The sequence below is a fragment of the Aeromonas popoffii genome, assembly GCF_000820025.1.
In the GTDB taxonomy this organism is placed as follows: domain Bacteria; phylum Pseudomonadota; class Gammaproteobacteria; order Enterobacterales; family Aeromonadaceae; genus Aeromonas; species Aeromonas popoffii.
In genome coordinates this window covers 96,599-119,650 of sequence record NZ_CDBI01000079.1, presented here as the reverse complement: position 1 = coordinate 119,650, position 23,052 = coordinate 96,599, and the positions used below count along the sequence as shown (strand labels likewise).

Below are 23,052 nucleotides of genomic sequence, written 5' to 3'. Positions count from 1 at the left end.
GTGGTTGAAATAATTAAGTTAACCGCACAAACAAAAATGCGGCACCTGGGTACCGCACTTTCTTATTCATTCGACCCGCATGGCGTATCAGTCGCGACTGGCCTCGTAGGCAGCCAGTTCGTGCCGGTAACGGGCTATGGTCTCGTCACTCAGCGGGCTGCGATCCATGTCAGTCAGCATGGCATCCAGATCGCTGGCCAGCTGATCGGCAGCCTGCAACATGTGCTCGAAGGCAAAGGCGGCATTGCTGCGCAGCGGCAACTGCATGAACAGGGAGACACCCGGGGTGTCGAACTGTTCCATCCGGTAGGGATTGAAGGTGCCCGGCTTGACCATGTTGATCATGGAGAAGAGCACTTCCCCCTTGCCGTTGAGATCCTCGTGGCGATGGAAGATGTCCATCTCGCCAAACTTGAAGCCCAGCGCCATCAGGGAGGCCAGCAGGGTAGCCCCTTGCAGGTCGTGACCGGGGCGCGCCATCAGGTTGATGACATAGACATCCTGCCAGATCTTCTCGACCGGCGGGGTATCGAGCTGCGGCTCACGGACGGGCTCTTCATACACGGGCTCCTCGTAGGCAGGCTCGGGGACTGCATAACGGGCCTGCTTGTATTCAGGTGCCGGCGCCTGAACCGGTTCGCGCACACCGAACGTCGGGGCTGTGGCATAAGCCGGTTCGACCAGGGGTTCATCATCCAGCGGCTGCAACAGCGGCTCACGCTGGGGGCGTGAACGGTGTACCGGGGTACGACGGATCACCTGGGCAGGCTTGTGTACCGGCGCAGCAGGCGCTGCCTCTACTGTCTCGGCCTGAAGCGTCTCGAGCTCCTCCTCGTCCTCTTCGTAGACGGGGGGCGGTTCAACCGGGCGAGCGACAGGCTTGCGCACCACGGGGGGTGGCAGCTCGGCGTCATCATCCTCATCATCGAAGGCGGGGACGGGCGCACGGCGGCTGACATCCGGCTGGCGAGCCTCGTCGCTGTGGAGCTTGGGCTCGGCACGACGGCTGCCACTGACCACGCGCACCTGACCAATGCCATCGCTGTCGAAGGCGTCATTGTCACGAGTTCGTGATTTGGATTCCATCCGGCCCAGAGGTTTCTCTTTGATCGGTGCCTGACGATTCTTTCTGTTGCTCCACAGCCCGTGAATGAGCAATGCCGCAATAGCAATACCGCCCAGGGCAACCAAGATGTAACGCAATTCCTGCATTAGCTGCTTCTCTTTCTAGTTTTGCTCAGCCAAAGCGACGGCTTCACCGATATCGACCGACACAATGCGAGAAACCCCAGGCTCTTGCATTGTGACGCCAACCAGTTGCTCAGCCATCTCCATGGAGACCTTATTATGACTGATGTAAACGAACTGTACTGTGCTCGACATCTCTTTGACAAGAGAACAGAAGCGACCGACGTTCACTTCATCGAGCGGTGCATCCACCTCATCCAGCAGACAAAATGGTGCTGGGTTGAGTCTGAAGATGGCAAAAACCAGCGCAAGTGCGGTTAACGCCTTCTCCCCCCCGGAAAGCAGGGCAATGGTAGCATTCTTCTTACCCGGAGGTCTTGCCATGATGCTCACTCCGGCTTCCAAAAGATCATCCGAGGTCAGCTCAAGCCAGGCACTGCCACCCCCAAACACTTTTGGAAAGAGGGATTTTAAATCTTCGTTGACCTTATCGAAAGTGTCCCGGAAGCGTATTTGTGTTTCTTTATCAATTCTTTTAATGGCTTGGCTCAAGGTTTCCAGCGCCTGTTCGAGATCCTGGCACTGGTTTTCCAGGTAGTTTGAGCGGGTTTTTGCCTCTTCATACTCCGCCAGCGCCGCCAGGTTGATGGCACCGAGCGCCTCCACTTGCGCCTCCAGCGTCTGGATCTCCTGGCGCAATTTGCCGCGATCAGCAGCGATCAACACCGCCTGATCGAGGTCCACCAGCCGCACACCCAACTCTTCGAACTGCTCGTGCAGCCCCTGACGGCGGGTCAGGTTGCGTTCGCGCTCCAATCTGAGCTGGGCCAGCTTCTCTTGCAGGGTCACCAGCTGCTTGTGATCGGCGCTGCGAGTCTGCTCCAGCTCGGTCAGCTGGCGCTCCAACTCAGCCAGCCGTTGATGGCAGGCAAGTTGCAGCGCTTCCAGGTTGCGCTGCTCGGCCAGCAGGGGCGACAGATCCTGACCCTGTGTGGCTCCCGGCGCCTTGAGTTCGGCCAACTCCAGTCCGAGCCGGGCCAGCTCCTGCTCACGCAGCGTGATGAGCTGGCGCTGATTCTGCAGCTCCAGCTGCAAACGCTGGCAGTTGGCCTGCTGCTGCTCCCGGCGCAGGCGAGCCTCTTCCACCGCCCGTTCGGCACTGGTGACCCGCTCCTGGGCATGTTGCAGCGCCTGAGCCAGCGGCTCACCCTGCTCCTGCAGCTCGCCAAGCCGCGCTTCATCCAGCTCGAGCTGCTGCAGGGCAGCAGCCAGTCGCTGCGCCTCCTCGGCCTGCTCCTTGTCCAGCCTGATCAGCTCTTCGCCAAGCTGGCCGAGCCGCTGCAATCGCTCCTGACGCTGGCCCTCGCGCAGGCTCCAGGCTTCACGCAGTCGCTGCCACTGCGGCTCCTGCTCACGCACCGTGCGCTGGGCCAGCTCAAAGGCGCCGTGCAGCTGGGCACGCTCGGCATCGGCCGCGCCCAGTTGCTCATTCAACTGGCCAAGTGCCTGTCGGCCTGCCGCCAGTTCTGTGTGTAACCGCTCACGCTCACCAAGCAGCGCCAGGGTACCGAGCGCCCCACCCTGACCAAGATCGGCCCAGTTGGAACCAAACCAGTCTCCCGCCGGGGTCAGTACCGACTCACCGGCCAAGAGGCCTGGCTGGCGGGCCAGCGCCGCCTCCCGGTTTTCCGCCAGCCAAATGGCATTGAGAAAGGCGGGAATGTGATCGCCCTCGAGCCGGGCCGCCAAAGTACCGGCAACCGCGGGCAGGGCCGGGCCAATCCAGAGTCCGCTCTGCTCAAGGTTGCACTCGTCCCCTGGCTGGGCGGTGAGCCAGCGCCCCAGTACCTTGTCCAGCGCCTGGGCCCACTCGGGCGTCACCTGCAGCCGATCCGCCAGGGTGGCCCCCACCATCTGCTCCCCCAAAATTTGGTCAAGCGTGGTAAGACGTGCTTCAAGCTCGCGCAGCAGGCCGCCCTGCTGACCCTGCTCTGACTTGCACTCTTCATGGCGGGCCACACTGGCCTGCCACTGTTCATCGAGCTCGGCGAGCCGAGCGCGGGAGAGCGCCAGCTCGGCCGTCAGGGCATCCAGCGCGGGTTGCAGACTCTCCCCTTCCCCGCCGAGGGGACCGGCCTGTTCATCCTCCAGCTTGAGGCGGGCCAGCCGGGTCTTGGCCTGCAGCTCTTGCAGACCATTCACCTGTGCCCGGGTCTGGTTGAGCTGCCCCTGCAACTGACCGAGCTGCTGCTGCCACTGCTGCTGCCGCTGCCGGGCCTGCTCCAGCTGTTCGCCAGCTACCTGGCGCACTCCCTGCTGGTCGGTGAGCAACTGCTCACACTGTTCGAGTCGCGCCGATTCAACCTCCTCTCTGAGGGTGCCATCGGTCAGCTGCTCATGCTGGCTGGCCAGCTGGGCCTTGATCGCCTCGATACGCTCGCCAAGCGCCTGACGTCGGGCCTGCCAGTCGCGGCCAAGCTCGGTCTGGTGCAACTGTTGTTGTTCGAGGCGGGCGATGGCCTGGCCACCGAGAAAGATCTGTTGCTGACGGCTCGCCTGCTCGGCCTGGGCCTCCTGACGGGCCACCGACAGGGTGACGTGGCGCCCCTCGTCGGCGGTGCGCTTGGCATCCAGTGCCGCCAGCGCCTGTTCGGCTTGGGCCAGCTCGGCCTTGGCCTCGCCGAGACGGGTCTCCAGCGCCCACAGCTCGGAACCGATGAGCTCTGCCCGGGCGGCGCGACTGCGGCCCTTGAGCTGCTTGTAACGCTCGGCGGTTTCGGCCTGGGCTTTCAAATGCTCGAGGCGCGATCCCAGCTCGCCACGAATGTCGCCGAGCCGCTCCAGGTTCTCCAGGGTATGACGGATGCGCTGCTCGGTTTCGCGGCGCCGCTCCTTGTAGCGGGAGACACCGGCAGCCTCTTCCATGAACAGCTTGAGATCGGCAGGGCGCGACTCCACCAGCCGGCTGACGGTGCCCTGCTCTATGATGGCGTAGCTGCGCGGGCCCAGACCGGTGCCAAGGAAGAGGTCGGTGACATCCTTGCGGCGGCACTTCTGGCCGTTGATCTGGTAGTAGTTGGAACCGTCGCGCAGCACCTCGCGGCGCACCGAAATTTCGGTAAAGCGGCCAAATTCACCGGGTACCCGGTTGTGGGGGTTGTCGAACACCAGCTCAACCGAGGCGCGGCCGTGGGGGCTGCGGTTGATGGATCCGTTGAAGATGACATCCGTCATGTTCTCGCCGCGCAGATGGCGGGCCGAGCTCTCCCCCAGCACCCAGCGCACGGCATCGATCACGTTGGACTTGCCGCAGCCATTGGGTCCCACCACGGCGGTCATGTCGGCCGAGAACTCGATACGGGTCGGCTCGACAAACGACTTGAAACCGGCGAGTTTGATCAATTTCAGACGCATGGGAGCCTATGTGGGTAACGAAATAAAGAGGAGGCGGGCAGGCGACTTTACCAAATCCAAACCTTGTTTGTAATATGCTGGCACTTTCCCATGAACAGATGGAGCTCAGATGAGCCAATCCCCCCCTATGGTCAAAGACTCAATCAGCGGTGCGGACTACTTCCTGCGCGGCTTTTCGCTCATCCGTCAGCCCGGCATCCGCACCTTCGTGGTGATCCCCCTGCTGGTCAACTTCGTGCTGTTTGCGGGGGCCTTCTACGCCCTCTTGCTGCAACTCGACGGCCTGTTCGGCTGGCTGCACCAGCAGATCCCCAGCTGGCTCGACTGGCTGGACTACCTGCTCTGGCCCATCGCCCTGGTGACCGTACTGGTGGTCTTCTCCTTCCTGTTCAGCTCGGTGGCGAACTGGATAGCAGCCCCCTTCAACGGCCTGCTGGCAGAGAAGGTGGAACAGATCCTCACCGGCAAGGTGGTCAGCGACACCGGCATGCTGGATATCGTCAAGGATATGCCCCGCACTTTCGGCCGCGAATGGACCAAGTTGAAATATTACCTGCCCAAGGCCATCGGCTGTCTGATCCTGTTCCTCATTCCGGTGGTCGGCCAGACGCTCGCCCCCGTGCTCTGGTTCCTGTTCAGCGCCTGGATGATGGCGATCCAGTACATCGACTATCCATTCGACAACCACAAAATCCGCTTTATCACCATGCGCGATACCCTCAAGCAGCACCGCGGTCAGTGCCTGAGCTTTGGCGCCCTGGTCACCCTCTTCTCCGCCATCCCTGTGGTGAACCTGTTCGTGATGCCGGTGGCCATCTGTGGCGCCACCGCCATTTGGGTGGATCACTACCGCGCCGAACAGCTCAACCGCTGAGCCCTTCCCCCGCGACAAACAGGCACCCTGACGGTGCCTGTTTGCTTTTTTGCATTATAAAAAATAATGAATACCCTTCGTTGCTTGTCCCATACAGCCTGAATTGATAGGATGCGGGCCTTTCTCGCACCCTGGGATATCTCATGTTACATGCACTCTTCTTGTTGGGCCTGGTGGCCGAAGGGATGACTGGCGCGCTGGCAGCGGGTCGGCGACGGATGGACCTGTTTGGCGTGGTGATCATCGCCTCGGCCACGGCCATCGGTGGTGGCACCATTCGCGATGTGCTGCTCGGCCACTATCCCCTGCTCTGGATCGAGCATCCGGAATATGTGCTACTGGTAGCCGGCGCTGCCATGGCGGCGGTCATCTCGGCGCCACTGATGCGCTACCTCGGCAAGCTGTTCATGGCGCTCGATGCGCTGGGGCTGGTGGTCTTCTCCATCTTCGGGGCAGCCCGGGCGCTTGAGATGGGTCATGGGGCCGGTATCGCCTGCATCATGGCGGTGGTGACGGGGGCCTTTGGTGGCGTATTGCGAGATCTGCTCTGCCAGCGCATTCCGCTGGTGTTTCGCCGCGAGCTCTACGCCGCCATCTCGCTGGTGACGGCTGCCCTCTACTGCCTGGCGCTGGATCAAGGCCTGCCCAACGACTGGGCCGCCTTCGGTGCCATCGGCATCGGCTTCGTACTGCGCTTGCTGGCGGTGCGTTTCAAGTGGGGGCTACCCACCTTCCATTACCAGTACGCGACGCACTGAGCGCGCCAGGTTCTGGCGAGGCGGTACGGATCGCCAACAACAAAAAAGCGCCTGACTGGCGCTTTTTTGTATTGAGAACCGGGCGTTTGCCTCAGTTGATCCCTTCCGAACTGAAGTAGGTCGCCTTGTCGGCGATAAAACGGATCTTGATATTCTTGCCCTCGTTGCCCCAGATGCAACTGGTGGTGCCCAAGGTATCGTCGCAGCGCTCCGCCTTGCCGAGGATGCTGCTAGCCTGCGTATAGCTGATCCCCATCTGCAACTTGTCGTAGTTCTCGCGATTGAGCTTGCTGCAACCGGTCAGCAACAGGGCGATCAGGCCCCCGAGCAAAACATGCTTCATATGAATCTCCTCTGAGTGATGCCCATAGCCTACCAGCTCGGCCACCCTGTTTGCCAGCCGTGCTACAGCCCCCCGGATTGAGGCCGCCCACGGCTACCAGCTGCGAACAGGCCCGGTATCGAGGTGCACGAAGTTGTCGCTCGGGTAGTAGCCAACCCCGCCCACTTTGAGATTGAGCGCCGCCTTGCGCAGGTGTGCCAGCTGCACGCCCGGGATCCGCACATCCACCGCCTGCCCCAGGGTGTGATAGCTGTGCTTGGCCACACCGCGGCTCCTGCTGCGCTTCTGACGGTTGGTCACAGGGGAGCGATAACCGGAGATGAGCTGGATCTCGCCGTGACGGCCCAGCTTGTGCTGCAGCAGATAGAGCTGATCGAACAGCTTCCGGTCGATGTTGAATACTTCGTTGCGACGGTAGTCGCGAAAAATATGGTTGAGCTCGGCCAGCCCGTCTTTCAGGTAACGGCCATCCTCCCAATAGCTGGCGCTCACCCGCTCTCCGGTATTGAGATTGAAGAAACTGAGTTCACGTCCCGCCGTACTGCGACTCGCCATGGCCGGGGATGAAAGCAGGGCTCCCCCCAGCAGGCAACCGGCCCCCAGCAGCAGGCGACGCCGGCTTATCTCTTGTTCAAGCATCCGTTGTCCGTCCATCGCAGATTGAAGTAAAACAGGTGAATGAATTTGATACAGGGGCCCGAAACTACCTTCCGGACCCCATCATGTCAAACCGCAGGGGCCCAATAGAAAAGCCCGGCACGGGCCGTAATGCCAGTCAGTTAAGAGAATTTGAGTCCCAACCCGCAGGGGATAAGGGCTAAAGAGTGAGGGAGGCATGATGCCTCCCTCTTTTTATTGCATGCCAGTCAGGGCAAGGGTTGGAGCCAAATTGACTCTTTAACCATGGAACAGCTTTTGATATTCAATATCTCGAATATTTAGTCATAAAAATGCTTAACTGACTGGCATTAGGCACGGGCCGGGCTTTTCACTCTGTGGCAAGGATCACAGCAAGCGACGTTGGAAGCTGACTCGATCAAATCCATAGATATCGTTGCGCAGTTGCTGACGACCCTCTTCGTCGATCCAGCTGCTCCAATAGACAGTAAACACCGGGATCGGGGTGGTCAGCGGCAGCCACCTGGTCTGGGTCTCTTTCAATATGCTGGCCACCTTGTCCGGCTGGTAGCGAGAGTCCGCCAGCAACAGCTCGGCCAGATCGTCCGCATGCTCCACCCGGATGCAACCCGAGCTGAAGGCGCGCGCCCCCTGCTCAAACAGGGCCTTGCGCGGCGTGGAGTGCAGGTAGATGGCATCGTTGTTGGGCAGGTAGAACTTGTAGCGACCCAGCGCATTGTGATCCCCCGGCTTTTGCCGCAGGCGATAGGGGAAACCTGTCGCCAGCGCATGCTGCCACGCTTCCTCGGTAAACTGCACCGGATTGCCTTCGCCGTTGATCACCTCAAACTGCTCGCGGTTGAGGTAAGCGGGATCCCGACTCAGCTTGGGCAGAATGTCCTTGCTCAGGATGGAGCGTGGCACATGCCAGGCCGGGTTGAGCACGATCGAGCGGATCTCGCTGGCCAGAATGGGCGTCGCCCGCTGCTCTTTGCCGACGATGACCCGGCTGGTAAACACCTCGTTGCCGGACTCCACCACGCTCAGTCGATAGTCGGGAATGTTGACCAGCACGTAGCGGGCACCGGAGAGCTGATCCACCAGATCGCGGCGCCACAGGTTGCGCAGCAGGAGGCTGGCACGGACCTCGGGCCCGGTATTGAGCCAGCCGCGGGTCTGACGACCTATGATGCCGTCGGCGGTCAGACCATGGCGGCGCTGGAACTGCTTGATGGCCTGCTGGGTGTCGGCGTCATAGGTAGCGTCGTCATGGAGGGGAGCCACATCACCCAACTCGTTGAGTATGCTGCGGATCTGTCCCAGTTCGGCTGAGGTTTCACCCGCCCGCAGGGTCGGCATGGTCAGGGTCGGCCAGCGTTTGGCCATGGGCATGGCCAGCAGCTTGCGTACTTCCTCGCGCACCCTGTCGTACTCGGCAACCTGGGGTCTGAGCTGCTTGACCTGCTCCAGCAGGTTGTCACCGGCAGGCTCGTGGGCCAGCGGCTTGTTCAGATTGAGCTTGAGGGTCTGCATCTGCTCGCGGGAGACCAGACCCATGGCTCGCCAGGCCTGCTGGAAACGGGCCAGCTTGCCAAACACCTCGTCATAAATGGCGCCGCGCTGATCGGCGGGCTTGGCCTGCAGCCTCGTCCAGAGGCTGAAGAAATCCGGGTGCAGATGGGCCAGTACGGCCTCCTGCAACTGCAGCTCCAACTCGTGGCGAGCCTGCCCCGCCGTGCTGTTCTGGTACCAGTCGTGCTGCACCGCAGCATTGGTCACCACCACCTGACCCTCGCTGGCCTGCGCCATGGCCGCAGGCCAACAGCCCAGCCAGATCAGGTTTGCCAATGCCAGCCAATACGTCTTCCCCATGCTTACCTCAAGATCGGTTTACTTCAGCCTGTCAGACCCGGTGGTCAAGGCGCTCATGATGCGTGAATGCCAACGACTTTACTAGCTGGCGGGCGCGTAGCGCCGCCAGATAACGTCATACTCATTGGTTGCTCTAAATTCAGTCAACTCCCGATTGAACGCCTTGACAAATGCGGGCGACAGCCGCTTCTTGCTGAACATGAAAAAGGTCGGTGCCTCATATACGGGCATGGCGTGAGGCACGATCAGATCGACCAATCCCTCTTCTTTCAGACCCCAGGGGGTCGCCAGAATATCCCCGAGAAAACCGTCGATGCGGCCGCGCACCAGCTTGCCATAGTTTTGCCGATCGTTGACCGCACTGACCTGGGCCGCATAACGGCGCACCAGCTCGGCGGTTTCAGTTCCATAGTAGTAGTCCTTGGTGACCCCCAGGGTATGGCCATTGGCCAGCCAGGTCGCCAGATCGGATTCGGAATAAACGGATGATTTGCGGATCCAGAGCACGCTGCGCCCCGGGTTATAGGCATCGGAGAACCAGGCATAGCGGCCACGCTCGTCGTTGAAATAGGCCTCCATGGCAATATCGATCGAGCCCTGATCCAAACCGTGCAACACCCGCTTCCAGGGCAGCTCGACATAGGTCGCCTGGCAGTCCAGACGCTGGAGTATGGCGTTGAGCGCCTCGACCGCAAACCCCTGCAGCACCTTAGGCGCGGTCGCCACCGCCTTGGCGTAATAGTGATAGGGTGGCCAGTTGTCATAACCGACCCGCAATGGAGAGGGACACAGGCTGTTTGCCGACACCAGCGGGGTCAATAACCAGAGCGTCCAGCAGAAGAGTTTCAGCCTCATGGGTCATCCTTGACTTGGCGATACCCCATCATAAATCGGCCTTGGTAAAATGGCGACAGATCCCGCCACAGCGATCGCAACGGTCAGCACAGTGTCTGAACTGGCCCGCTGCGACAGCAGGGACTCAGCTCGAAAATGAGCCCAGTCCCCGCGCGGCATAAGGCCGGATCAGGCGATAAAAAAGGCAAAGCAGTAACATTTGGAACACTGGCTGGAAAGGGGTTAATATGTGACCAAATATATTTTTGTGATCCACTATGCTTTTTTTGCAATTGGATTAGCATATGCGCGAAATCAGCCTACCAATCGTGAGGCGTAGAGAGTGATATGACGTACAAAAAGTTCGGTTTTCTGACTGCCATCATGGCCCTGAGTGGCTTCTACCTTTACACCCTCTATCTGGCTGCTCACCCCAATGTGAGCCTGGCCTACAAACTCTATTACCTGGAAGGCAAAACCCGCTTCTGGGAACACAACTCCAGCATGACCTACCAGCCCGGCAACGAGCTCAATCTGACCAAGCCGAGCCGCTTCCTCTCCAGCGAAGGCTGGGCCAAGAAGCCGAGCGCAGACGGCACCGAACTCAGTGGCCAGGGTGGCCTCTACTTCGTGCTGCCCAGACAACAGGCACAGCCCGAACAGCTGACCATTCAGGCCCGGGTCAACAGCCCGCAAGCCGGCGCGCTGCTCAAGGTGGCCCTGGGCCATGACTTCACCACCACCATCAAGCTGGCCAAGGCCGGTATCAACGAGATCCGGCTCAATCTGCCTGGCGAGTCGCTGACATCAGATCCCAAGCGTCCCAACTTCCTGGCACTGTCCGCACCGACACCTCTCAATGTCCAGTCGGTACGACTGACTGTCGCCCAGTAAGACGTATTATCCAATACGCTGTTTTATAAAATAATTTTCCAAATAAGGAAGTTTTCATGTCGCATTCCGATTTTCGACTCTCTCTGATCGTTCCCGTATACAACGAGGAAGAGAGCATAGATGCCTTCATCAACGCGATAGATAACGAACTGGCACCCCTCAAGGATCGACTGGAGATAGTGTTCGTCAATGACGGCAGCCGTGACCGCACCCGTGAAGTGATTGAGCAGGCCATTACCCGCGATCCCCGGGTAACCCTGGTCAACCTGGCGCGCAATTTCGGCAAGGAAGCGGCCATGACCGCCGGCTTGCATCATGCCAAGGGCGATGCCATCGTGCCGATGGACGTGGATCTGCAGGATCCCCCGGCCCTGATCCTCGAATTCGTCAAGCTGTGGCAGACAGGTGACTATGACACCGTCTATGGCATCCGGGTGGATCGCAGCGCAGATACCGCGATGAAGCGCCTCACCGCAGGCGGCTTCTACCGTTTCTTCAACGCCCTCTCCACCAGCACCAAGCTGCCGGAAAACGCCGGTGACTTCCGCCTGATCGACCGCCGAGTGGTCGAGGCGATCAAGCAACTGCCCGAGCGCAACCGCTTCATGAAGGGGCTGTTTGCCTGGGCCGGTTTTCGCGCCGTCGGCGTGCCTTACGAGCGCCCAGCCCGTCACGCCGGTGAAACCAAGTTCAACTACTGGAAGCTGTGGAACTTCGCCCTCGATGGCCTGATGAGCTTCTCCAGCTGGCCGCTGCGGGTGTGGAGCTACGTCGGGGTCGGCGTCTCCTTCGTCGCCTTCCTCTACATCCTCAAGATAGTGACCCAGGTGGTCTTCTTCGGCATAGACGTGCCGGGCTACGCCTCCCTGATGTCAGTGGTGCTCTTTCTCGGCGGCATCCAGCTGCTGTCGCTTGGCATCATAGGCGAGTACATAGGTCGCATGTTTGTGGAAGTGAAGCAGCGCCCCGTCTACCTGATTGAAGGGGTGTACGGCCAGTATGCCAAACAGGATGAAGCGCAAACACAGGACGGCGCGGCGACTGGCAGCAAGAAGGGCACCGGCAAGAAAGCGGCCACAGTAAAAGTCACTGACGACCAGCAGGAGCAAGCGCCTCAATGATATCCCGCGAGGAATTCTGGCGCCTGTTTCGGTTCGGTCTGGTCGGCGGGGGGGCAACCCTCGTCGACCTTGGCACCTCTATCGCGCTGTTCCACACCTGGCCCACCATCTCTGAGCACTGGGTCACGACCATCGCCTTCATGATTGCCTTCTGGTTCTCATTCTTTGGCCATCGTTACATCACCTTCCAGAAACAGGGCGCCATCGGCAAATTCTTGCTGGTCGCACTCTTCTCGCTGGCGGTGAGAAACCTGATATTGAGCGGTCTGCTGTTTGCAGGTCTTTCCGGTCTGCTGCCTGTGGTGATCGCCACCCTGACAGTCACCGTGCTCACCTACCTCCTCTCCAGGATCTGGGTATTTGCCTGATGAATGACATGACAACTATGACCCCTGACAACGTGGGCCCCTATCGCCCGTCGCTGCGCATCAGCGGCCGCGACTGGCTGATGATCATCGCCGCCTTCGTACTGAGCCGAGTGGCGCTGTACGGTATAGGCTATTTCGGTGTCCAGCTCTATGGCTCCCCTGAAATCGGTCCGCTGCAAGCCTATTGCCAGTTCGACTGTGTCTGGTTCCAGCGCATCATAGAGAACGGCTATGATCTCTACCCGCGCTGGCTCAGCAAGGGCAACGCAGCCAACTGGGCCTTCATGCCGCTCTATCCGATCCTGTCGGGTATGCTCTCCAACCTGCTCAACGTCGAGAGTCTGATCGGCCTGATGCTGGTGACCAACATCGCCTTCTTCGCCAGCCTGCCGCTGATACTGCTGGTGCTGCGTCAACTCAAGCTCGGTGACGAGACTGCCCGCTTCGGCGTCTGGCTGCTCGCCTTCTCTCCCTTCTCCGCCTATTTCGTCTCCGGTTATACCGAGTCGATGTTCATGGCGCTGATGCTGGGGATGTTCCTGTTCTCCTATCGGGAACAGTGGCTGATGGTGGCCCTGCTCGGCGTGTTCATCTCAAGCACCCGCAACCTGGGAGTCATGATGGTGTTCCCCGTGCTGATCCTGGCCCTGCAGGCCTATGGCTGGCGCGAGTTCTTCCGCTTCACCGAGCGGGCCTTCCGGGTGATGTTCGCACTCTGGATGATCCCGCTCGGCCTGTTTGCCTACATGGTCTACCTCTATCATCTCACCGGCGATGCGCTGGCCTTCAAGCATATCCAGGTGGCCTGGGGCCGTTATATGGACAGCCCCCTCGACTGGTGGCTGAGCGGCTTCGAGCTGGGTGGTCGCAAGTCCTACCTCTCCATCATGGTGATGTTCGGCTGGGCCTTGAACCTCTATCTGTTCAGCCAGAAGCGCTGGGCCGAGGCGACCTTGATGTTCATCTGCTGCACCATACCGCTGATGACAGGCCTCAACGCCATGCCGCGCTACATGTTCGGCCTCTATCCGACCATCCTGGCCATTGTCCTGCTGACCCATCGCTGGCCTGCCATTCGCCCAGCCGTGCTTTGCATCAGCGGCATGGTGGCCTCCTTCATCGCGGTGGCCTTCGTCAACTTCAAGTTCTTCACCGTCTGAGGTGATAACCTGCACCAACAAGCCGGTCGACTGACCGGCTTTTTTTATGGACGGCGTTCCGGTGTCACACTTTCCCATTTCTGAAAACGTAACCATTTGAACTAAGGTCACAAATCAGCGCTTTGCCTGTCCATGCCCACCACCATACCCCTAGAATGAGCCCCATTGACGAAATCTGGTCCGGTTACCCCTTGCTCAAGGAATGGCTTATGCGTCGCGATCCCCGCTTCTCTCCCCTCTGGCTCGCCCTGCTGGGCGGCCCCCTGTTGACCGGCCAGGTGCTGGCTGCCCCCGAGGTGCATCTCTATGTGGACGGCAAAGCAGTCGCCACGCCGCTGCACCTGAACAAGGGCCCGGTAGCGCTGACCCATCCCCTTGCCAAGGGGAGCCACCAGATCCGCATCAGCGATGCAGGCAACAGTTGCGGCACCAGCTTTGGCCCGAGCGAGAGCAAGCCGCTCCCCTTCGGCACGGCGCAACCCATGGACAACTGCACCAAGGATCAGAGCTTTACCCTGCGGGTGATGCTGGCAGGGGACTATCAGTTCACCTTCAACCCGGATCCCCCCAGCCTCCAGGTGCTGCGTGCCACCAAAAAGAGCGAGTTCAAGCGTCAGCCGCCCGAGGAGCCCTGCATCCAGTGGGATGGCGGCCCTGTCACTGTATCGCTGCAAGGGGTCTGGCCCGACGGCACCCGGTTGCGAGATGCCTACTCGAAACAGGAGGCGGTGGTCAAACAGGGCAAGCTGACCCTGACCCCAGCCAAGGAGAGCGGCGGCCTGCTGCTGCTCGAACCGGTCAAAGCAGCCAAAGCGGCCCCCTTCAGCTGGGATCAGGCCAGCGTCTATTTCCTGCTGACCGACCGTTTCCACAACGGCGATCCCGCCAACGACCACAGCTTCGGGCGCCAGAAGGATGGTCAGGACGAGGTGGCTACCTGGCATGGCGGCGACTTCAAGGGGTTGACCGAGAAGCTCGACTACATCAAGTCCCTCGGCATGAATGCCATCTGGATCACCCCCATGGTGGAGCAGGTGCACGGCTTCATCGGCGGTGGTGAACAGGGCAACTTCCCCTTCTACGCCTACCACGGCTACTGGGCACTGGACTTCACCAAAATCGATCCCAACTATGGTGATGAAGAGAGCCTGAAAACCCTGGTGGACGAAGCCCACAAGCGCGGCATGCGGATCATTCTGGACGTGGTGATGAACCACGCAGGTTACGCCACCCTGGCCGATCTGCAGGATCTGGGGCTCGAGAGCCTGACCCAGAACAGCGACAAACTGCCGACCGTCTGGAACCAGTGGCGCCCGAGCGGCGATCTGAACTGGCATGGCTACAACCAGTTCATCGACTACCAGTCCCCGAACTGGAACCAATGGTGGGGGCCTGGCTGGGTGCGGGCCGGTCTGCCCGGTTACCCACAACCGGGCACCGACGATGTGACCGGTTCGGTGGCGGGGCTGCCCGATTTTCTGACCGAATCAACCAAACCGGTGGGGCTGCCGCCGCTGCTGGCCGCGAAAAAAGACACCAAAGCCAAAGCAATCCCCAATGCCAGCGTCAGCGATTACCTCATCGCCTGGCACACCGACTGGGTGCGCCGCTTCGGCATCGACGGCTTTCGGGCCGACACCGTCAAACATCTGGAGCCCGAGGTGTGGGCCAGGCTCAAGCAGGCAGGCACGGCGGCACTCAAGGAGTGGAAGGCCACCAACCCGGACAAGGCGCTGGATGACCTTCCCTTCTACATGGTGGGCGAGGTGTGGGATCACGGGGTCGCCAAGGACTTCTGGTACCAGAACGGCTTCGATTCGCTGATCAACTTCGACTACCAGCGCGAGTTTGCCCTGCCCCAGGCCCAGTGCATGGCGGGCAGCGATCCCACCTATGCCAGCTACGCCAGCCGCATCAATCAGGATCCCGAGTTCAACGTACTGAGCTACATCAGCTCCCACGATACCAAGCTGTTCTTCGGTGACTATCAGGACATACCGCTGCAGCGGCGGGTGGCCAACAGCTTCATGCTGCTGCCGGGCGGCATCCAGCTCTACTACGGCGACGAGTCGGGCCGTGGCCTGGCCAAGGATGGCGGCGTCTTTGACCAGAGCGTGCGCTCGGACATGAACTGGCAGGAGCTGGGGCACGGCGACAAGGCCGAGCTGGTCAAACACTGGCAGCGACTCGGCCAGTTCCGCGCAGCTCATCCTGCGGTAGCGGCAGGCAGTCACCAGAAACTCTCGGATGCCCCCTACGCCTTCGTGCGGGAGCAGGGGGATGACAAGGTCGTCGTCGTCTTTGCCGGTCGGCAGAAGTAACCCTTAAGCCACCTTCACCACCAACAGAGAGGGGAGCCACTGGCTCCCCTCTCTCGTTATTCCGCCCGCAACAGTTTACTGGGACTGGCGCGCCGCCACCGGCCACTGCAACCGTGCCTTGAGCAGGGTCTCCTGCCACAGAGGCCAAGCCAGCAGCGCCTGCTGATACACCCCCGCCTGACCGGGCAGCACGATGCCGTAGCTGGCCAGCCGATAGGCCATCACGGCATAGAAGGCGTCGATAATGCCCGCCTCGCCAAAGTAGAAGGGCCCCCTCGCCTGGGACCAGACAGTCTGCAAACGAGCCAGCTCGCCGATGGCCTCTACCGGTGGCTCGCTGCGGGTCGGCGCCCCCAGGAAGAAGGGCAGCTGGCTGCGGATCTGGCCAAAACCCGAGTGCAGTTCGGCGCACAGGCTGCGGGCCAGCGCCCGTTCGGCCAGGGACGCGGGATAGAGCCGGCGATCTGGACAGAGCTCGTGGAGATATTCGGCGATGGCCAGCGAGTCGTGTATCCGCACACCATCGTGATCCAGCCAGGGCACCAGGCCGGCTGGCCCCACGCGCTTGAGCCGCTGCAACGCCTTGGCATCTTCCAGATCAAACACCTGCTCCTGCCACGCCAACCCGCTCATGGCGAGCACCAGCGCAGCACGCATTGCCCAGGTGGAGCCTGTGCCCACCGTCAATACCAAAGATCCCATCTCTTGCCTCCTGCACGGGCTTCACATGACCACCATGTCGACCCTGATGGCACGACATCCGACGCTCGCTTCACATTTGCATGCCTGCGGGTTTGACCCCCTAGAGGCGCGATGCTAGTTTAATTTTCCAAAACAATCAGTTAGCAACAATGTGAGCAATGGATAGCCAATTTACCATCGTCATCGCAGATGACCACCCCCTGTTTCGGGGCGCCCTCTATCAAGCGGTGCACATGGCCATCAACGACGCCCAACTGCTGGAGGCGGACTCCATCGACAGTCTGACCAGCCTGCTGGGGGAACACCCGGAGGTGGACCTGTTGCTGCTCGATCTCAAAATGCCGGGCGCCAACGGCTTCTCCGGCCTCGCTCACCTGCGCGGCCAGCACCCGGATCTGCCCATCGTCGTGGTCTCCGCCTCGGAGGATCCCGCCATCATCCAGCAGGTGTTGCGGCTCGGGGCGCTGGGTTTCATCCCCAAATCCGTGCCCATGAAGGAGCTGGTCAGCGCCCTCAATACGGTGATCGGAGGGGATAACTGGGTGCCGGCCGGCATCTCGCTGCATCCCGAGTCCGAAGATGGCCCCGATTTCGCCAGCAAGCTCGCCAGCCTCACCCCCCAACAATACAAGGTGCTGGTGATGCTGCGCGATGGCAGCCTCAACAAGCAGATCGCCTGGGAGCTCAACGTTTCCGAAGCCACCATCAAGGCCCATATCACCGCCATCTTCAGAAAACTCGGGGTCAAGAACCGCACTCAGGCAGTTATCGCCCTGCAGCAGCTCGATATCAAGGACGACTGAGCGGCAGCAAGCTGTTGCTCCCCCCAAGCGTAATCAGCATGACGAGACGGCGCCTGCGAGGCCATTCACACCAGTGAGGGCACCCTGACGAGGGAGCAAAACCAGCCTGAAAAAAAGGGGAGACAATCCTATTTTTATATTCGATACAGTGCCTTATAGTTACATTGCTCGGTGGCAGCCTCCCAGTTGCAAACATAAGGCGCAGTATCATGGCCAGACCCAACACAGCTCTTCTGTTGACCGGTGGCGGTGCTCGCGCCGCCTATCAGGTCGGTGCCCTCAAGGCCATCGCCGAGTTCTATCCGCGCAATATCGGCATTCCCTTCCCCATACTGTGCGGTACCTCAGCCGGCGCCATCAATGCCACCGCACTGGCCTGCTATGCCTCCTGCTTTCATCTGGGGGTGCGCAAGCTGGAGTGGGTCTGGCGCCGCTTCGAGACTCATCACATCTTCGACTTTCACCCCAGCAGATTGCTGTGGCGGTTGATGTACGAGGGCTCGGCAGGCCTCATCAATCCCCACACCAACCACGCCTTTCACCTGTTCGACAACGCGCCGCTGCGCCGCCTGCTGGATCAGCTCATCGACTACCACCGCATCGATGACAACATTCTTTACGGCAGCCTGGAGGCGCTCGCCATCACGGCGTCCGATTACGATGACGGCCTCTCCACCACCTTCTTTCAGGGACGGGCCGAACACCTGCCGTGGGAGCGAGCCAGACGGCGCGGGGTACGCACCCTGCTCACCTCGGATCACCTGATGGCCTCCTCAGCGCTGCCATTTGTCTTTCCCGCAACCCATATAGGCGACAGATTCTATGGCGATGGATCCATCCACCAGCTCAGTCCGCTCAGCCCCGCCATCCACCTGGGGGCAGAGCGGATCCTGCTGGTCACCCTGGATCCGCCGGCCCACTCGGCACCGACCTTTCATCACGATCACCTGACCAGCTCCAACATCGCCGGCCACCTGCTCGATACTGTCTTCACCGACACCCTCAACTCGGATCTTGAGCGGCTGTGGAGCATCAACCAGACCCTGGATTTCATCCCGGAGCGGGAGCGTAACCGTTTGAAATTGAAGCGCGTGGAGACCTGTGTACTGAAGCCGAGCGAAGATCTAGACATCATAGCGTTGAACTATTTGCGCAAGATGCCGGTACAGCTGCGCCGCCTGCTGCGGGTGCTGGGGGTCACGGGGGATGAGAGCAGCAGCCTGGCCAGTTTCCTGATGTTCTACCCCGGCTACTGCCAGCAATTGATCAAGCTGGGCTACCGGGACACCCTCAACGAGCGCCAGCGGGTCGAACAGTTTCTGGGTATCGAGCAGATGGCGCGGTAAGTGGCATGAACCGCAGCCGGTCCGGGGGGCGCCGGGCTAGCGCCCCTCCAGCAGCCGCTGCTCGGCCTGCTCCATTGCCACCGCATTGCCAAACAGGACCAGCAGATCCCCCGCCACCAGCATCAGCTCGGGTCTGGGTTCCAGGCTCTGCTCACCGCGCTGGACCTCCTTGATCCGCACCGTATCCAGTGCCAGAGCCTGTACAGTGCGCCCCACAGCCCAGGCCTGATCGTGCAACAGCACGGGATGCAGTCGCTCGAGCAGCTGATCCGTCTCCAGATTGCTGGCGCTCTGATCCCCCCAGTAGAAGCCGTGCAGGAAGCGATACTGGCTGCTGCGCTCGTGCTCCATGCGCCGGATCACCCGGCCGATGGGAATGTTGCAGTTGAGCAGCAGGTGAGAGACCAGCATCAGGGCCCCCTCCTGAGATTCGGGGATCACCTCGTGGGCCCCCGCCTGCTTGAAGGCCTCCAGAAAGCTGTCATCCCGGGTGCGCACCAGCACCCTGACCTCCACCGCCAGCTCCTTGATCAGCGCCAGCATGGCCTCGACCCGCTTGCGATCGTCGAAGGTGATGATCACCAGCCGGGCCCGCAGCAGGCCGGCGGCCAACAGGATATCGCGCCGGCTCGCATCGCCAAACGCCACTTGCTCCCCCGCCGACTTGGCCTCGCTCACCCGCTCGGGATCGAGATCCAGCGCGAGGAAAGGGATGTCTTCCAGCTTGAGGAAGCGGGCGCAGGTCTGCCCGGCCCGGCCGAAACCGGCGATGATGACGTGTTGATGCTTGCTCAGGCCGGACTGCGCCACCTCGGAGCGGGAGAGCAGAGCCGAGTCGGTGAGCGAACGTGCCAAACCATGGGCCCGCTGCACCAGCCAGGGGGTCATGGCGATGGAGATCACCCCTATGCCGATGAGCAGGGAGATCAGCTGATGGTCGAGCAGGCCGTGATGATTGGCCAGCGCCAGCAGTACGAAACCAAACTCGCCAACCTGACTCAACATGATCCCTGCCGCCATGGCATCGCGCTTGCGCTCCCCCATCAGGCGGCCGGCCAGCAATACTAGCAGGGATTTGATCAAGATGAGGCCGAGCACGCTGATGATCACCTGCCACCAGGCCCGTGCCACCAGCTGCCAGTCCATGGTCATGCCGATGGTGATGAAGAAGAGCCCCATCAACACGTCCCGAAACGGCCGTATGTCCACCTCCAGCTGATGGCGATAGTGGGACTCGCCCAGCATCATGCCCGCCAGAAACGCTCCCAATGCCATGGAGAGCCCCATCCACTGGGTCAGCGAGGCGGCCAGCAGCGCCACCAGCAAGGCGGTCAGCACGAACAGCTCGTCGGAGCGGGCCCGCGCCACCTCGTGAAACAGCAGCGGCAGCAGCCACTTGCCCACCGCGAGCAGGCTGAACAGGGCGAACAGCCCCTTGAGGGTGGCCCAGGCAATCTCCGCCAGCAGGGCGCCGCCCTGGATCTCGGGCCTCGCCAGTATGGGGATCATCACCAGCAGCGGCACCACCGCCAGATCCTGAAACAGCAGCACGCTCACCCCGAGCTGGGCACGGCGGGTGTGCAGCTGTTTTTGCTCCCCCAGCTGCTTGATCACCACGGCGGTGGAGGAGAGCGCCAGGGTGCCCGAAACCACCAGTGCCTGCGGCAGGCTCAGTCCCCACCACCATGCAAGCCAGAAGAACAGCGAGGAGGTGAACAGTACCTGCAAACCGCCCACGCCCAGCACCAGCATCCGCATGGCGATCAGCCGCGGCAGCGAGAACTCCAGCCCGAGCGAGAACATCAGAAAGACGATGCCGAGCTCGGCGATGGTCTGCATGATCGCCTGTCCCGTGATCACGGCGGCGCCATGGGGGCCGAGCAGTACCCCGGCAAGCAGGTAGGCGAGGATCACCGGCTGGCCGAGGCGCCGGAAAATCGCCACCAGCAAGACGGCGGCAAACAGCAGGATCAAGACATCTGTATACAATTTCCCCTCCCTTTTTATCCACTTAAGCCTAGCCAGCGGCCCTTGTTCACATCGAACATATTTTGGGCACAAGGATTGCAAGGAGGTGAGAGTAAGTAGGATGTCTGAGGACTATACCGTGGAAAACACATCGTCATTGAATGGTTTGGGACATGGCATAGAACAGTGGGTTCGCCAGATGGAGCGGCTCACGCCGCTGGCCAGCCAGGATCGCAACCAGTTGCTCGAGCTCTTGCTGGTACAGACGGATCTCGACAGCCTGCTGGCAACCTTTGCCGATCATGCGGCAAGAGTTGTCCGGATACACAGCCTCTACTTTGATCACGCCCAGTCACTTCGGCTGATCCAGCAGCCGCCCCAGGCCAACCTGACGCTACACAGCTATCCGTTCGAACTGCGCGGCCAGCATGGCCAGCTGTTCGGCCAGTTGCACTACACCCTGGAACATACCCTGAGCGGCAGCCAGCAGCGGATCCTGCAGCAGTACCATCAGCTGCTCTGCCTGCCCCTGCCCCTCTATCTGCGACTGGCGCAACTGGAGCAGCAGGTGCGGCTCGATCACCTGACCGGGCTCGGCAACCGATCCTACTTCGACGAGGCAATAGGCCGCGCGGTGGAGCAGCACAGCCGGGAGTCCCACGGTCTGGTGCTGGTACTGCTGGATCTGGATCACTTCAAGCAGATCAACGACACCTGGGGCCACCCGGTCGGCGATCTGGTGCTAAGCCGCTTCGCCCAGTTGCTCAAGAACTGCACCCGCAGCACGGATCAGGCGTTTCGCCTCGGTGGCGACGAATTTGCGCTGCTGCTGCAACCCGCCGAGCCCGAGGCCTGGCGCCCGGTCTGGCTGCGGCTGCAACACATGCTGATAACCAACAAGGAGCTCAGTCGCTTCTCGGTCGGCTGCAGCCTGGGGGCTGCCAGCTGGCAATCCGGGGTGGCTGTCCATAGCCTGTATGAGGCGGCGGACGCCCACCTCTACGCCCGCAAAAAAGCGGGCAAGACCAGCCTGCTGGATTGAGCCGGTAAGTGGACAAGTGCCAAAAAGCCGGCAATGCCGGCTTTTTATCTTAATGGCGATCCCGGATTCACTCCGGGATGTAGCTGTCTGCCGCTGGCAACCAGTGCCACTCCACACCGGTCGCTCGCGTCATGAATCCGTCACAGATAAAGAGTCCGGCCACCGCTGCCACCTGCTCGCCGTAATAGAGAATGGGGATGCGCCCCCGCTGCCAGGAGGGCACCCCATACTCTTGCAGCAACTTCTTGAAACGCCGACTGCCGCTGCGCCCCACGGGTTTGAGCATGATCCCTGGCGTCACTTGAAAACGTACCGACACTGGCTCCCACGCAGTGGGCAGCCTCAGCCCCTCACCGCCCTGCCGCAGCGCTAGCTGCACCTGGCCCAGCCCATCCGGCAAGGCGACCGACTCGCCAACCAGCACCGTCAACTGCTCGTGGCAGGGCACCAGTCCTGGCTTGACCAGATGGAGCCGGCCCTGAAAGCGGCGGCAATCCAGACGCTTCAAGCTGAACTGCGGATTGGCGTCCTCTCGCGCCAGCGCCACCTCCTGCCACAGCAGAGCCAGCTGATCCCGGGAGGGCATCTCGCCCCCCAGCCGGCGGATCCAGTAGCGCAGCAGGTTGTTGCGCCGGGTCGCCGAAAGCCCATGCAGCGGCTCGATATTCAGGGCACTCCCCTCAGCGGCCAGCCGCCAGTCCGCTTCGGCCAGCTCGGTCAGCAACGTCTCCTGCTCGGCACACAGCGCCATGCTGCGGGCGGCGGTGCGAGCCATGGCGGGCCAGCGGGCCTTGAGCTGGGGGATAAGCGTCTGGCGCAGGAAGTTGCGGTCATAACTCACATCCTGATTGCTCTCATCCTCCACCCAGCCGTAAGGAAGCGATTGGGCCGCCTCGGCCAACTCGGCCCGGCTGACCTCAAGCAAGGGGCGTAGCAGCAGGCCGGCCGCAAACGGCTGACTCGGCAGTATGCCCGCCAGGCCCCGCACGCCAGCGCCACGCTTGAGGGCCAGCAGCAGTGTCTCCAGCTGATCGTCCTGATGGTGGGCGGTGAGCAGCCACTCACCGGCCCCCAGACTGGCAGCCAGCCCCTGATAGCGGGCCTCCCTGGCCTGGGCCTCCAGGCTCTGGCCATTGCCACGCACCAGTTGCACCCGCTGGACGATGAGCGGCACCGCCAGTTGCTGACACACGGCTTCACAATGGGCCACCCAGGCATCGGCGTGAGGGCTCAGGCCGTGATGCACGTGCAGGGCGCGTAGCCGGAGCCCCTGCTCGCGAGCAAACTGCGCCGCCAGCACCAACAACACTGTGGAATCGAGCCCGCCACTGAAGGCAACCAACAGGCCCCGGGAACCTTCCGGCGCGGGCAGGGTCTGACAAAAACGAGAATAAATACGAGAAATCATAGGCTTCCCCAAAACGAC

The 23,052-nt window shown here is 61.3% G+C and carries 19 protein-coding genes; 10 read left to right on the top strand and 9 right to left on the bottom strand.

Annotation, left to right across the window (positions count from 1 at the left end; genetic code table 11):
• Positions 1-87: 87 nt before the first annotated feature.
• Together zipA and BN1129_RS17300 are read right to left on the bottom strand one after the other, a co-directional pair.
• Positions 88-1,212, bottom strand: a complete 1,125-nt coding sequence (gene zipA, locus BN1129_RS17305) for a cell division protein ZipA (protein WP_042038206.1) — start codon at positions 1,210-1,212, stop codon at positions 88-90.
• A 15-nt stretch (positions 1,213-1,227) separates the two neighbouring features.
• A complete protein-coding gene (locus BN1129_RS17300) occupies positions 1,228-4,602 on the bottom strand; it encodes an AAA family ATPase (RefSeq protein WP_042038204.1) in 3,375 nt (1,124 codons plus the stop codon).
• Positions 4,603-4,711: 109 nt separating this feature from the next.
• On the opposite strand from BN1129_RS17300, the gene cysZ reads away from it, so the two are divergent.
• Both cysZ and BN1129_RS17290 read left to right on the top strand, forming a co-directional pair.
• Complete coding sequence (cysZ, locus tag BN1129_RS17295; RefSeq protein WP_042038203.1) at positions 4,712-5,476, top strand: sulfate transporter CysZ; 765 nt, start codon at positions 4,712-4,714, stop codon at positions 5,474-5,476.
• 143 nt (positions 5,477-5,619) lie between these two features.
• A complete protein-coding gene (locus BN1129_RS17290) occupies positions 5,620-6,234 on the top strand; it encodes a trimeric intracellular cation channel family protein (protein WP_042038201.1) in 615 nt (204 codons plus the stop codon).
• 91 nt (positions 6,235-6,325) lie between these two features.
• On the opposite strand, the gene BN1129_RS17285 is transcribed toward BN1129_RS17290, so the two are convergent.
• The 4 genes from BN1129_RS17285 to BN1129_RS17270 all read right to left on the bottom strand — a co-directional run bounded on the left by BN1129_RS17285 (position 6,326) and on the right by BN1129_RS17270 (position 9,922).
• Positions 6,326-6,577 (bottom strand): hypothetical protein, encoded by a 252-nt coding sequence (locus BN1129_RS17285; RefSeq protein WP_042038200.1) that lies wholly within the window; start codon positions 6,575-6,577, stop codon positions 6,326-6,328.
• Positions 6,578-6,670: 93 nt separating this feature from the next.
• The gene (gene mepK, locus BN1129_RS17280) at positions 6,671-7,216 is read right to left on the bottom strand and encodes a peptidoglycan L,D-endopeptidase MepK (protein ID WP_042038198.1); all 546 of its coding nucleotides are present in this window, start codon (positions 7,214-7,216) and stop codon (positions 6,671-6,673) included.
• Positions 7,217-7,582: 366 nt separating this feature from the next.
• Positions 7,583-9,067 carry a L,D-transpeptidase family protein gene (locus BN1129_RS17275; RefSeq protein ID WP_042038197.1) on the bottom strand — a complete coding sequence of 495 codons (1,485 nt, stop codon included), beginning with the start codon at positions 9,065-9,067 and terminating at the stop codon, positions 7,583-7,585.
• Between the two features lie 81 nt (positions 9,068-9,148).
• Positions 9,149-9,922, bottom strand: coding sequence for a substrate-binding periplasmic protein (locus BN1129_RS17270; protein ID WP_042038196.1), 774 nt, complete (start codon positions 9,920-9,922; stop codon positions 9,149-9,151).
• A gap of 327 nt (positions 9,923-10,249) precedes the next feature.
• Here BN1129_RS17270 and BN1129_RS17265 point away from each other — a divergent pair, with 327 nt between their 5' ends.
• The 5 genes from BN1129_RS17265 to BN1129_RS17245 all read left to right on the top strand — a co-directional run bounded on the left by BN1129_RS17265 (position 10,250) and on the right by BN1129_RS17245 (position 15,765).
• Positions 10,250-10,795, top strand: a complete 546-nt coding sequence (locus tag BN1129_RS17265) for a hypothetical protein (protein ID WP_042038194.1) — start codon at positions 10,250-10,252, stop codon at positions 10,793-10,795.
• Between the two features lie 56 nt (positions 10,796-10,851).
• Positions 10,852-11,916 carry a glycosyltransferase family 2 protein gene (locus BN1129_RS17260; protein WP_042038193.1) on the top strand — a complete coding sequence of 355 codons (1,065 nt, stop codon included), beginning with the start codon at positions 10,852-10,854 and terminating at the stop codon, positions 11,914-11,916.
• Positions 11,913-12,284, top strand: a complete 372-nt coding sequence (locus BN1129_RS17255) for a GtrA family protein (protein WP_042038192.1) — start codon at positions 11,913-11,915, stop codon at positions 12,282-12,284. The genes BN1129_RS17260 and BN1129_RS17255 overlap by 4 nt, the downstream gene beginning before the upstream one ends.
• Positions 12,284-13,444: a membrane protein gene (locus tag BN1129_RS17250; RefSeq protein WP_042038191.1), complete on the top strand. Its 1,161-nt coding sequence runs from the start codon at positions 12,284-12,286 to the stop codon at positions 13,442-13,444. The genes BN1129_RS17255 and BN1129_RS17250 overlap by 1 nt, the downstream gene beginning before the upstream one ends.
• A gap of 209 nt (positions 13,445-13,653) precedes the next feature.
• Positions 13,654-15,765 carry an alpha-amylase gene (locus BN1129_RS17245; RefSeq protein ID WP_042038190.1) on the top strand — a complete coding sequence of 704 codons (2,112 nt, stop codon included), beginning with the start codon at positions 13,654-13,656 and terminating at the stop codon, positions 15,763-15,765.
• 75 nt (positions 15,766-15,840) lie between these two features.
• On the opposite strand, the gene BN1129_RS17240 is transcribed toward BN1129_RS17245, so the two are convergent.
• On the bottom strand, positions 15,841-16,467 hold the full coding sequence (locus BN1129_RS17240; RefSeq protein WP_042038189.1) for a glutathione S-transferase: 627 nt from the start codon (positions 16,465-16,467) through the stop codon (positions 15,841-15,843).
• A gap of 158 nt (positions 16,468-16,625) precedes the next feature.
• On the opposite strand from BN1129_RS17240, the gene BN1129_RS17235 reads away from it, so the two are divergent.
• Together BN1129_RS17235 and BN1129_RS17230 are read left to right on the top strand one after the other, a co-directional pair.
• On the top strand, positions 16,626-17,270 hold the full coding sequence (locus BN1129_RS17235; RefSeq protein WP_042038187.1) for a response regulator: 645 nt from the start codon (positions 16,626-16,628) through the stop codon (positions 17,268-17,270).
• A 209-nt stretch (positions 17,271-17,479) separates the two neighbouring features.
• Complete coding sequence (locus BN1129_RS17230) at positions 17,480-18,616, top strand: patatin-like phospholipase family protein (RefSeq protein WP_042038185.1); 1,137 nt, start codon at positions 17,480-17,482, stop codon at positions 18,614-18,616.
• 36 nt (positions 18,617-18,652) lie between these two features.
• Here the strand turns inward: BN1129_RS17230 and BN1129_RS17225 are convergent, their stop codons facing one another.
• Positions 18,653-20,605, bottom strand: coding sequence for a cation:proton antiporter domain-containing protein (locus BN1129_RS17225; protein ID WP_042038183.1), 1,953 nt, complete (start codon positions 20,603-20,605; stop codon positions 18,653-18,655).
• Positions 20,606-20,705: 100 nt separating this feature from the next.
• Here BN1129_RS17225 and BN1129_RS17220 point away from each other — a divergent pair, with 100 nt between their 5' ends.
• Entirely contained in the window at positions 20,706-21,626 is a 921-nt protein-coding gene (locus BN1129_RS17220; protein WP_042038182.1) for a GGDEF domain-containing protein, read from the top strand.
• A gap of 67 nt (positions 21,627-21,693) precedes the next feature.
• Here BN1129_RS17220 and tilS read toward each other — a convergent pair whose 3' ends face one another.
• A complete protein-coding gene (gene tilS, locus BN1129_RS17215; protein ID WP_042038180.1) occupies positions 21,694-23,034 on the bottom strand; it encodes a tRNA lysidine(34) synthetase TilS in 1,341 nt (446 codons plus the stop codon).
• Positions 23,035-23,052 lie beyond the last annotated feature (18 nt).

Excerpts from the sequence above, each read along its gene's own strand:
- zipA (WP_042038206.1), bottom strand. The coding sequence starts at position 1,212 with ATGCAGGAATTGCGTTACATCTTGGTTGCCCTGGGCGGTATTGCTATT.
- BN1129_RS17300 (WP_042038204.1), bottom strand. The coding sequence starts at position 4,602 with ATGCGTCTGAAATTGATCAAACTCGCCGGTTTCAAGTCGTTTGTCGAG.
- cysZ (WP_042038203.1), top strand. The coding sequence starts at position 4,712 with ATGAGCCAATCCCCCCCTATGGTCAAAGACTCAATCAGCGGTGCGGAC.
- BN1129_RS17290 (WP_042038201.1), top strand. The coding sequence starts at position 5,620 with ATGTTACATGCACTCTTCTTGTTGGGCCTGGTGGCCGAAGGGATGACT.
- BN1129_RS17285 (WP_042038200.1), bottom strand. The coding sequence starts at position 6,577 with ATGAAGCATGTTTTGCTCGGGGGCCTGATCGCCCTGTTGCTGACCGGT.
- mepK (WP_042038198.1), bottom strand. The coding sequence starts at position 7,216 with ATGCTTGAACAAGAGATAAGCCGGCGTCGCCTGCTGCTGGGGGCCGGT.
- BN1129_RS17275 (WP_042038197.1), bottom strand. The coding sequence starts at position 9,067 with ATGGGGAAGACGTATTGGCTGGCATTGGCAAACCTGATCTGGCTGGGC.
- BN1129_RS17270 (WP_042038196.1), bottom strand. The coding sequence starts at position 9,922 with ATGAGGCTGAAACTCTTCTGCTGGACGCTCTGGTTATTGACCCCGCTG.
- BN1129_RS17265 (WP_042038194.1), top strand. The coding sequence starts at position 10,250 with ATGACGTACAAAAAGTTCGGTTTTCTGACTGCCATCATGGCCCTGAGT.
- BN1129_RS17260 (WP_042038193.1), top strand. The coding sequence starts at position 10,852 with ATGTCGCATTCCGATTTTCGACTCTCTCTGATCGTTCCCGTATACAAC.
- BN1129_RS17255 (WP_042038192.1), top strand. The coding sequence starts at position 11,913 with ATGATATCCCGCGAGGAATTCTGGCGCCTGTTTCGGTTCGGTCTGGTC.
- BN1129_RS17250 (WP_042038191.1), top strand. The coding sequence starts at position 12,284 with ATGAATGACATGACAACTATGACCCCTGACAACGTGGGCCCCTATCGC.
- BN1129_RS17245 (WP_042038190.1), top strand. The coding sequence starts at position 13,654 with ATGCGTCGCGATCCCCGCTTCTCTCCCCTCTGGCTCGCCCTGCTGGGC.
- BN1129_RS17240 (WP_042038189.1), bottom strand. The coding sequence starts at position 16,467 with ATGGGATCTTTGGTATTGACGGTGGGCACAGGCTCCACCTGGGCAATG.
- BN1129_RS17235 (WP_042038187.1), top strand. The coding sequence starts at position 16,626 with ATGGATAGCCAATTTACCATCGTCATCGCAGATGACCACCCCCTGTTT.
- BN1129_RS17230 (WP_042038185.1), top strand. The coding sequence starts at position 17,480 with ATGGCCAGACCCAACACAGCTCTTCTGTTGACCGGTGGCGGTGCTCGC.
- BN1129_RS17220 (WP_042038182.1), top strand. The coding sequence starts at position 20,706 with ATGTCTGAGGACTATACCGTGGAAAACACATCGTCATTGAATGGTTTG.
- tilS (WP_042038180.1), bottom strand. The coding sequence starts at position 23,034 with ATGATTTCTCGTATTTATTCTCGTTTTTGTCAGACCCTGCCCGCGCCG.